Genomic DNA, 805 nt, shown 5'->3' with positions numbered 1-805 from the left:
ACCGCCGAGGACGGAGCCGGCTGGCGTTCCTGCGCTCGCTCATCGCCCGCGGCCTGAACGGGGCCCAGTTCGTCGTCTCCGACGCCCACGCCTGCCTCGACGACGCCGTCGGAGCCGTCCTGCCTGGGGCTTCATGGCAGCGTTGCCGCACCCACTGGAGCCGTAAAGAATCAAGATGTTGCTTCGGGGTCCGCAGGCTCGTTGGGCTGGTATGACGTTCCCCGCGGAGATCTTGTCCCAACTCACCCTTCGCTTCGGGGTGTTGTTGCCACATCTTAACGAGCGGCAGCGGCGCTTGGTGGTGGCCACCGAGGCGAGAATGCTCGGCCGGGGTGGGGTGCGTGCTGCTGCCCGGGCCACATCAATGAGCGAGCGGGCGAAGACGTGCTCGACGCGGGCGCGGACCTGCTTGTGGAGTGGTTGTGCTCCTGCTTCCACTCGGGGAGCTCGCCGCCAGGTGGGCGTCGGTGTGGGATGACCAGGCCGGCGCCCAGGTAGCCGCCGTCGGCAATGGTTGTGGTCTGGCCGACGGCGGCCTTCGCCCCGGACTCTTCCCAGGCCTTGCTGTCGTGGCGGTTCCCGGGCACGGGGCGGCCGATCGCCACGACCAGGTGGGTGTCGGCGTCGATGACGACCTGGTGGTTGGTGGAGTACCTGTAGTTCTTGGACTGCTCGGCAATGCTGTGGTCGCGGGTGGGCACCAGCGTGCAGGGCTTGATCAAGTTCCTTAAGGTTCGGGCTTGTTGGTGATGCCCAGAAGTGGGAGTGCTCGTTCGGGTTGGTCGCGGATTGCGCGGGTGGTTTT

At 67.0% G+C, this 805-nt stretch carries 2 pseudogenes; one reads left to right on the top strand and one right to left on the bottom strand.

Annotated elements, in window-relative coordinates:
* A pseudogene (locus tag PV350_RS46810) lies at window positions 1-164 on the top strand (transposase); the annotation flags it as partial.
* A 208-nt stretch (window positions 165-372) separates the two neighbouring features.
* Here the strand turns inward: PV350_RS46810 and PV350_RS46805 are convergent.
* Window positions 373-722 (bottom strand): annotated as a pseudogene (locus PV350_RS46805) (transposase); the annotation flags it as partial.
* Between the last annotated feature and the right edge of the window lie 83 nt (window positions 723-805).

Source organism: Streptomyces sp. PA03-6a (assembly GCF_033792765.1).
Classification (GTDB): domain Bacteria; phylum Actinomycetota; class Actinomycetes; order Streptomycetales; family Streptomycetaceae; genus Actinacidiphila.
The sequence above is the reverse complement of the archived record's forward strand: the minus strand, read 5'-3'. Positions and strand labels throughout refer to the sequence as shown.